The organism is Paludisphaera soli (assembly GCF_011064595.1).
Lineage (GTDB): Bacteria > Planctomycetota > Planctomycetia > Isosphaerales > Isosphaeraceae > Paludisphaera > Paludisphaera soli.
This window is the reverse complement of sequence record NZ_JAALJI010000070.1, coordinates 1-8,183: the sequence shown is the minus strand read 5'-3', so window position 1 is coordinate 8,183 and position 8,183 is coordinate 1. Positions and strand designations below refer to the sequence as shown.

The 8,183-nt window shown below is 62.8% G+C and carries 4 protein-coding genes and 1 pseudogene; 2 read left to right on the top strand and 3 right to left on the bottom strand.

Features of this window, described 5'->3' with window-relative positions:
• Positions 1-455: 455 nt before the first annotated feature.
• Positions 456-1,190, bottom strand: coding sequence for a leucine-rich repeat domain-containing protein (locus G6O68_RS31175; protein ID WP_165253558.1), 735 nt, complete (start codon positions 1,188-1,190; stop codon positions 456-458).
• 216 nt (positions 1,191-1,406) lie between these two features.
• Here G6O68_RS31175 and G6O68_RS31170 point away from each other — a divergent pair, with 216 nt between their 5' ends.
• Complete coding sequence (locus G6O68_RS31170; protein WP_165253556.1) at positions 1,407-2,186, top strand: IS5 family transposase; 780 nt, start codon at positions 1,407-1,409, stop codon at positions 2,184-2,186.
• A 302-nt stretch (positions 2,187-2,488) separates the two neighbouring features.
• On the opposite strand, the gene G6O68_RS31165 is transcribed toward G6O68_RS31170, so the two are convergent.
• Positions 2,489-5,857, bottom strand: coding sequence for a nidogen-like domain-containing protein (locus G6O68_RS31165; RefSeq protein ID WP_165253554.1), 3,369 nt, complete (start codon positions 5,855-5,857; stop codon positions 2,489-2,491).
• A gap of 458 nt (positions 5,858-6,315) precedes the next feature.
• On the opposite strand from G6O68_RS31165, the pseudogene G6O68_RS31160 reads away from it, so the two are divergent.
• A pseudogene (locus G6O68_RS31160) lies at positions 6,316-7,130 on the top strand (IS5 family transposase).
• Between the two features lie 132 nt (positions 7,131-7,262).
• Here G6O68_RS31160 and G6O68_RS31155 read toward each other — a convergent pair.
• Positions 7,263-7,886: a hypothetical protein gene (locus G6O68_RS31155; protein ID WP_165253552.1), complete on the bottom strand. Its 624-nt coding sequence runs from the start codon at positions 7,884-7,886 to the stop codon at positions 7,263-7,265.
• Positions 7,887-8,183 lie beyond the last annotated feature (297 nt).

Below are 8,183 nucleotides of genomic sequence, written 5' to 3'. Positions count from 1 at the left end.
TTTAGTCATGACGCGGCCCGCTTATCAGGTGGGGGGCGGCGTAGATCGACTCGATCAGCTCGAGGTCGACCAAGGCGACGCACCGCCGGCGACGGCGGCATTTCTCAGGGCCTCGCGACGGGGGTAGAGGCGGTTGGGCCGGGAATATTACCCGAGCTCCTCGATCCGGCTCGGCTCGGGCCAGTCCGGAGGGGCCGGACGAGCGAGACGGCCTCCGGAACCTCCAGCGCCCCGGCGACGCGGAACCCCGCCCCAGATCGACGGCGCGTGCGCGTCCGGAGCGAGCCGGCGCGAAGGCTCGGCCGGGAAATCGCCGATCGCCCCGGCGTCCGGCCCCGGCATGGCTGATGCCGGGGCTCCCGACCGGCGCCATGGAGTCCGCGGCGAGCGGCCGGAGAGCTTGTCGGTTTGTAAAGCTCGCCGTCGGGGCATGGAGCCACAGCGAGAACTGGGGGTCATGGGATTGGAGATCGAGGCCGGGGGTCGACCGGCGGGTCGGTCGGAATCGCCACGGCCTGGGACCCGGGTGGGCCGTATCGGATGCCGGCGGCGTTGACTGCAGCCGCGTAATTCCGGATTGTGTCGGCCGAAACGGTTGCACCGCGGATGTCGATGTACTTGCGACTCGTCGGCCGGGATGGCGTCAGCAAAGAAGATAACTCTTTGTCCGTCATACTTATATTGTTGGCATGAAGGTTATGCAGATCCGAGGATCTACAAAGGCGGTCGAACCCTGCTGCACTGATACGCGTGTTGGAGATGTTTAGGCTGAACAAGCGGGGCAGTCCAATCAAGACGTCCACGGAGGCGTCCGATATGTCGGTTCCATCAAGCGCGACGTAGGTGAGATGTCGCGCGGCGTCCATCGCGACGAGAGACGCCAGGTCCCCGTCGCCGAACTTGGGGTTTTTCACAATCAAATGGAGGTCGACTTGCTTCCCGGAAGCCCAGAATCCACCCGAAGGGATGCTGACGCTGCCCCCGAGCGTATGGGCCCTGTCAGTCATCGCGTCGATCGCGTTCCGGGTGTGCCACGTCCACAACAGGTCGGGGAGGAATGGAGCGACGGCGACCAGAATTCCGAATGCCGCGAGGAGGCAACCCGGACGGAAGAAGCGAGTGGTCGTGCATGGGTCCATGGCTGAAACCTCGCCGCCTGAGGATTGAATCAAACTGGCCGTCGATCTCATTGTGACCTCGCCAAGTGGTCGTGACAACTCAACGTCTCCAGCGGCCCTGAGAACGACCGCGCGGTATCAGTTGCACGACGGCCAATCCTGCTCAAGGCGATGTATCACCGGTGACGGCGATGATCCGCGCTAGATCTAGCGGGCGGATCCCCTGCGACCTAAGAATCCGTGTGAGAAGTAGGCTGCACGGCCCGGATTTCGCGGGACAGGTCGGCCATGAGACGCAAGAACTACCCCACCGACCTGACCGACGAGCAGTGGGAGCTGGTGCGCCCGCTGCGGCCCAAGGCCAGGCCGGGCGGACGCCCCCGCTCGGTCGACCTCCGCGAGGTCTTGAACGGCGTGCTCTACGTCGTCCGGGGCGGCGTCGCCTGGCGGATGCTCCCCAACGACCTGCCCCCCTGGGGCACGGTCCACTACTACTATCGCCGCTGGCGTCTGGACGGGACCTGGGACCGCGTCATGGAGGCCCTGCGGACCCGCCTGCGGCACGCCGACGGCCGCAAGAAGAGCCCTTCGGCGGCGATCGTCGACAGCCGGACGATCCGCACGGCCGAGGGAGGCGTCCGGGGCTACGACGCGGGCAAGCGGACGCCCGGCCGCAAGCGGCACATCGTCGTCGACACCCTCGGGTTCCTGCTGGCGGTCGTCGTCCACTCGGCGAGCGTCCGGGACCGCGACGGCGTGAAGCTCGTCCTGGCGCGCCTGGAGGGCCGCTTCCCGCGGCTGCGGCTGATCTGGGCCGACGCCGCCTACGAGGCAGCCGTCGGCTGGGCCTGGCTGTTCGCCGGCTGGGTGCTGGAGCTGGTCCGCAAGCCCGACGACCAGAAGGGGTTCGTCGTCCTGCCGAGACGCTGGGTGGTCGAGCGGACCTTCGCCTGGCTGATGAACGGCCGGCGGCTGGCCCGCGACTACGAGCGCCTGGTCGAGTCGAGCGAGGCGATGGTGAAAGTGTCGATGATCCATCTAATGCTCAAGCGACTCAGGCCAGCATAACTCTCTTCTCACACGCCTTGTAAGGGAAGCTGGGGCCGTGGCATCGTTAACGCAGCAACTCGGACCGGGAGGCGGCGGGCGACCTCCTGCGTTTCGATGAGGCCCACCCGCCCACAGCGGTCCTCTGGCGTGAGGCAAGTGCCGAAGCCGGCCGCGAAGCCTGGTGCGCTCGTCGCCATGGGAACCCCCAGGACGAGAGTGATGTCGACATTCGCCAAGGCCCCCGCGAATCATCTTGTCGCGGCGATGTAATCGGGACGCGAACCAGGCGTGCCGTCCTTAAGCTCGCTATTATAATGAGGCTATGGCGAAACGATAAAGTCTAGCAGTGGGCTGCGGTAGACTGTGGATGAGGTTTTGTTAATGTAGTAACTCATTCCGGAAAATGGCTGTTGAGCATATTTGGCGTGTTCGTCCCAAGCCCAGACTTGGAACTTCTTGGCCCCGGTGGTTTGGGTTATGGAGTTCCACAGCGACTGGCTGGGGGTCCAATAGGCGACGTCGTTGGCCACGAAGAAAGACCCGTTTAAGGTGTTCGCGACCGCTCCCAGGTGCAACAGGTTCGTGGAGTTGGTGGTGCTGTCGTAAATGGCAATCGAAAAGGTATTCATGACATGAACGCCCTGTCCGACGCGACCTGTTGGGATGTTCCATCGAAAGGTTGGCGGCGAGTCGGCCGCAGTCCAGGTCGTTTTAGGTGCCAAGCCGTCTGTCATCTCGACGCTGTTGACGCCGGCGCCGTGCAGGGCGAAGAGTTTTGCGTAGTCGTTCGCCTTGGCTGGATCCACCTCTAGCAACCTATTGTAAAGCTCTCCCACCGTGCTCGGGCGGGAGGCCGCCGTCATGAGCTTGAATAGCGCTCGAAAGCCCGTCTCGCCTTGGTATTGCAGCTCGATGCGATCGTGAGACTCGTCGGTCCACGGCGGATTCGGCTGCGAACTGGAGGGTGCGACGGGATCGGCCAGATCCCAGAGAAGGCGCATGATCGCCAGCTCGTCGGTCTCCGATGATTGGAGATCGTTGAATTCCGGATCAACCCCTTCGAGGGACGGCGGCACACTCCCCGGGACGAACCTCGCTGCGACGCTGAAGAAATTCGCCCAACCTTCCGAGAACGAGAGCTTCAGCAACTCTTCGGACCAAGTGTACTGCCCGCGGTGATCACTCGCTCCTGAATGGCGTGCGTATCCCTTGGCGACGATGGCATAAGGAAAGAATCCTGCAAGTTGAGCATACGCGTGTCCGAATTCATGGAGTACTTTATCCTCTATGTCGTAATCGACCTCCCGGATGTGCGGGGTGTTGAACAGCGTGTAAGAAGTCGTTGCCATCGAGGCGGCGGGAAAATCGACTGTTGTCGAGTCGGGGAAGAACGGGATGGGTCCCATTGCATTCGCGAACTGGACCCCAGTCATGATGCTGTCATATACCCAGAAGGCTTTGCCTGATATATCCGAGTCGTCGATCGATATAACTCCGGTCGATTGATTCGGAGAGGTTGAAGACGGCGGTTGAAAAATAGGGAAATCCTTGTAGTGCGTTTGGGCCCATGAGCGGACGTCGACTCTGGTTCTTGCGTAGAGAGTCCTTGAGTACGTATAGACTCTCACGGTGACCGCCGTGGCTTGGCTGTAGTATTGAGGTAGCAGAACAACGAATGATCCATCGGTCGCGGTGTACGACTCGCCGGCTACGGCCGTCAAACCATGATTGTCCGTCATGTAGACGCGGACGAGCGCATTTCTCACCGGTTTCGCAGGTCCCGAGTTGGGAGCCGTGCCCGCGAACTGGAACGTTCCCGAAACGCTGAAGTTGGCCGTCGCCTTCGGCAGTGGCTGGACCGCCGCCCCGCCCGACTGCGGGGGCATTTGGTAGCCGATCGCGCCGCCGAACTGGTTGCCTTGGCCGAGAATCTCGACCCCTACCGTCTTCGCAGCGGAGCCGGAGTAGAGGCTGTCCACGAACAGCATCGCGAAGCGGAAGCCCGCCTGGAAAGTGACATACCCTTGTCCCGTGGATTCGTCCACGTACCCGGCTCCGGCCGGGATGTAGCCGGTCCTCAACCCGACATCCCTGCCACCGAAGGACAAGGTGTAGTCGACTCCGTAGACGGCGGTCCCGTAGAGCTGAAAGTAGACCGTAACGGTCGGCTGGCCGGAATGGTAGCTGTCGCGAAGCAAGGTGAATGAGGCCGGGACGTCCGAGGGGTAGAAGCTCGCATCGTTGAGTCCGGAGTCGTCGTGAAGGCCCCCGAGGGCGGTATGAACCGTCACGACGGGCCCTGACGTAGAAACGCCGACGGTCCATCCGAACGTCTCGAACAAGGTGGATCGACCGTCGCTGACCGATATTTCGACGTTGTGCGTCATGACGGTCGTCGACGCAAGGATCGTGCCCGAGATGAACCCCGTCGCGGCGTCGATTCGAAGCCCGTTGGGGAGTCTTCTCGCGGCGTAGATCAGATTCGCGCCCCCCGCGTTTACCTGCAACCCGACTTGCTCGCCCATCAGGTTTGATTGGGGCGATGGCTTGGTCAGCGATAATTGCGACCCGACGACGCTGACGTGCGAATTGATCTGATGGGATGAACCGCCGGGGAGTAGTACCGTCGTCGTCACAAGGTAATCGCCGGGCTGCGAATAGGTGTGGCTTCCGTGGATCCTGTACGACGCGCCCTGCATCGGGTAATGATGGATGCTCAGGGTGTCCGTGACTTTGGTGAGGGAGCCGGCGGTGACCTGTCCGTCCCCCCAATCGATCGACGCGGCGTAGGCGGTCGCCCGCCCGACCAGGTTCGCCGTGTCGAAAAAACCCGAAACCAGGCCGCTGTAGCCCTGGTTCGTTTGCAGCTCAAGGTCATGATTGACCCCGATGAATCTCTCGGCGATGAGCCAGGTGTATCGGCCGTCGACATCCGAGTTCAAGCTGGAGTGCACCAAGCCCGTGTGGAGGTTCGAGTCGAGGAAGCTTCCCGTCACCTTCGACCCCACGGCCTTCCAAGACTGGACGGTCGTAGTATTGGTCTGAACCTGATTCTGAAAGGCTGCGACCGCCGAGCTGTGCGTGCCAGCGACGCCGAAATATTTCCAGCTGTTCGTTGGGTCAGTGGTGAATGCTGCTATGTCCCATTCGATCTTGTCGTAGTTGAATTCCAGGTCGAAAGCCCCGGGGTGCAGGTCGGATCGATCGATGATCACTAGTTGAAAGCTGTTTCGGGAGGTTTGATTCTTCCGGTAGGCGGCCACCTCGTTCCAGCTCACCGCGAACGCCGATCGGCCATCGATCTGGCCTGTGCCGTAGGTGATGGTCCCTCCGCCGTCCCTCGTGTCGATGTCGCTGTAGAACGGGGCGAGGACTCGAAGGTTGGAGGTCGTCGTTTGCGGAAGATCGGGGATGAGCGGGGACGCGAATCGCTGCCCGAACGACACGCTCCCATTCGCATTGATGAATGTGGTTTGGAACTGCTCTCCTCCCAAATTGATGGGAAAACCCAGCTGGATTGACCCGAAAAATCCGTCGTCGGTCTCTGGGAGCGTGTTGGCGTGGAGCGACGTGTCCTGCCGGACCGCGCCGGACGGCGTCGATTGCGCGACCTGCTGCTGGATGGCACCCTGAGGAGCTCCTATGTAATGGGAGGGGCTGACGCTCAGCAGGCGTCGCTCCTCAAGCATCACCAGAGTCGGGGCAGTTTTCCTGCGGGGACGATTCCGTGGCCGGGGCGGCAAGTGGCTGTGAGCCATGATCAGCCTGCTTCCTTTCAATACGACGTGAGCTGCTGTCGAGATTCTTGTTACAAGCCGCGAGCGATTTCGCGTAATCGCGGTCGGCATCTGCCAATCGCTCCCTGCGTCTCAAGCCAGGTGCAACAACTTGGCTCATGTCATGCTCCGGCGGAATGGGATTGCATCAGACGATCTCAAATCGGTGGCGGATTGATGATCCGTCAGATTGGCGATCTCTTAAGCATAAGAGACCTTCACCCGATTCAGCAGAGCGATCTTAGTGATCTGAAATAATCCATGCAACTGAAAAATTTATCATGTTTAGGTGCTAGCCGTCGCACCTCCACCGAAGACCGCACCTAGAGGGTGTTACGAACTGTAGTGGTTGCCGGCACATAGTTTAGGGTATGACGACCAATCGCAAACCCTACGACACCGACGTCAGCGCCGCCGAGTGGGCCTTCGTCGCCCCCTATCTGACCCTGCTCCCCGAAGACTCCGGCCAGCGTCGCCACGACCTCCGCGACGTCCTCGACGCCCTCCGCTGGCTGGTCCGATCCGGCTCCCCTGGCGGCTGCTGCCCCACGACTTCCCCCCCTGGCACGCCGTCTACGATCAGGCCCGGCGATGGATGGCCGCCGGCTGCTTCGAAGCCATGGTCCACGACCTCCGCGTCCTGCTGCGGATCGCTGACGGCCGCGAGGCCGACCCTTCGGCCGCCGTGCTGGATTCCCGGACGCTGCAATCGAGCGTCGAGAGCGGGCCCCGGGCCGGCTACGACGGGTACAAGCGACGCAGCGGCTCGAAGGTGCACATGGCCGTGGATACGCTGGGCCGCCTGCTGACCTTGCGCGTCACGCCGGCCGACGAGCAGGACCGGGCCCAGGTCGCCCCCCTGTGCGAGGCGATCCACGAGGCGACCGGCGAGTCGGTCGAGCTGATCTACGCCGACCAGGGCTACACCGGCGAAGAGACGTTCGACGAGGCGGCCGGCCGCGGGATCATCCTGCACGTCGTCAAGCTGCCCGAGGCGAAGAAGGGGTTCGTGCTGCTGCCTCGTCGTTGGGCGGTCGAACGTTCGTTCGGCTGGATGGCGAGGTTCCGCCGCCTGGCCCGCGACTACGAGCGACTGGCGACGACCCTGGAGGGGCTTCACTACTTGGCCTTCAGCATGCTGATGCTCCACAACGCCGCCCCCATCCTCGCAGCATGGAGTCCGTAACACCGTCTAATCAGCCCTTCCGTGCTGCACGCGCCGCCGTTCAGTCGCATGATCGCGTCCGTGTGCTGCACCGAGGGGCGGCCTGAGAGGTGACGTGTCCGAAGAACTGCACTTTCTGAGATTGCATGAGCATCACGTCGCGAGTCGCAGCAGCCTGTCGGCGGCGGCTTGAATTTCGGCGTCGGTGGGGCCGGATCGCAGAAGGGCGAGGATTTCCGCGACCAGGATTTCGCGGCGCCGGGCTCGGCGTTTGTCGGCGTGGCTGGGGCGGCGGGTCGGCTCGTCCCTGGGGGACTCGGAGCGGTCCACCAGATCGGCCTCGGATCGGTTCCAGGCCCAGGCTTCGGTCGTCGTGTAGGTCCAGAGGCAAACGTGGACCCCGCCGACGCTGGCTTGGATGAACCGCACCTGCTGCTTGCCGGCGCCGACGACTTCCTTGATCTCGCGGAAGGCGATCTCGATGGATTTCAGCGTGCGGATCGCGGACACGATGTCGCGGGCGGCCTGCTTGGGGCCGCGTTTGGCTTCGAGTTGGGCGGCGTGATTCGGGGCGGGGGCGGATTGTGGCTGGCCTGAGGCGTGTTCCGTCGGGCGTTCGGCGGTTCCGTCTAGGCGTTCGGCGGGTCCATCCTGGCGTGAGATTTCCTCCAGCGGGACGAGCTGCCGCTCCGCGAACCGGGCGGCGTGGGGGCCGTCATAGACTGGCTCGAAGCCGGGGAGGAAGGACGTGGCGGAGCAGGGGCGGCGAGGGTGCATGGAGACCGGGGCGTGAGGGTTGCCTCACTTTGGTATGACACGCCCGGCATTAGTTCAACGACAATGAGGCATCCTGGTCACATTTGGCGGGACGTGTGGCACACGCGCCGCAGACCGGCTTGCGATGAGGAAACGAGAGGACGGTCGTCGAACCGGCTGATAGCATTGAGAGCGACCGCCTGTTTGTCCGCAAGCATGTGTCCCAGGGTTCGAGGTTGCCTTGCTAATCTTCTCCGTACCAGGAGTGATCGCTGAGTACACAAAGCCGTGGGGCGTCGTCCTGCTCAAGCCGGAAGC

Coding starts and splice junctions, on each gene's coding strand:
- G6O68_RS31175 (WP_165253558.1), bottom strand. CDS start 1,190: ATGAGATCGACGGCCAGTTTGATTCAATCCTCAGGCGGCGAGGTTTCA.
- G6O68_RS31165 (WP_165253554.1), bottom strand. CDS start 5,857: ATGCTTGAGGAGCGACGCCTGCTGAGCGTCAGCCCCTCCCATTACATA.
- G6O68_RS31170 (WP_165253556.1), top strand. CDS start 1,407: ATGAGACGCAAGAACTACCCCACCGACCTGACCGACGAGCAGTGGGAG.
- G6O68_RS31155 (WP_165253552.1), bottom strand. CDS start 7,886: ATGCACCCTCGCCGCCCCTGCTCCGCCACGTCCTTCCTCCCCGGCTTC.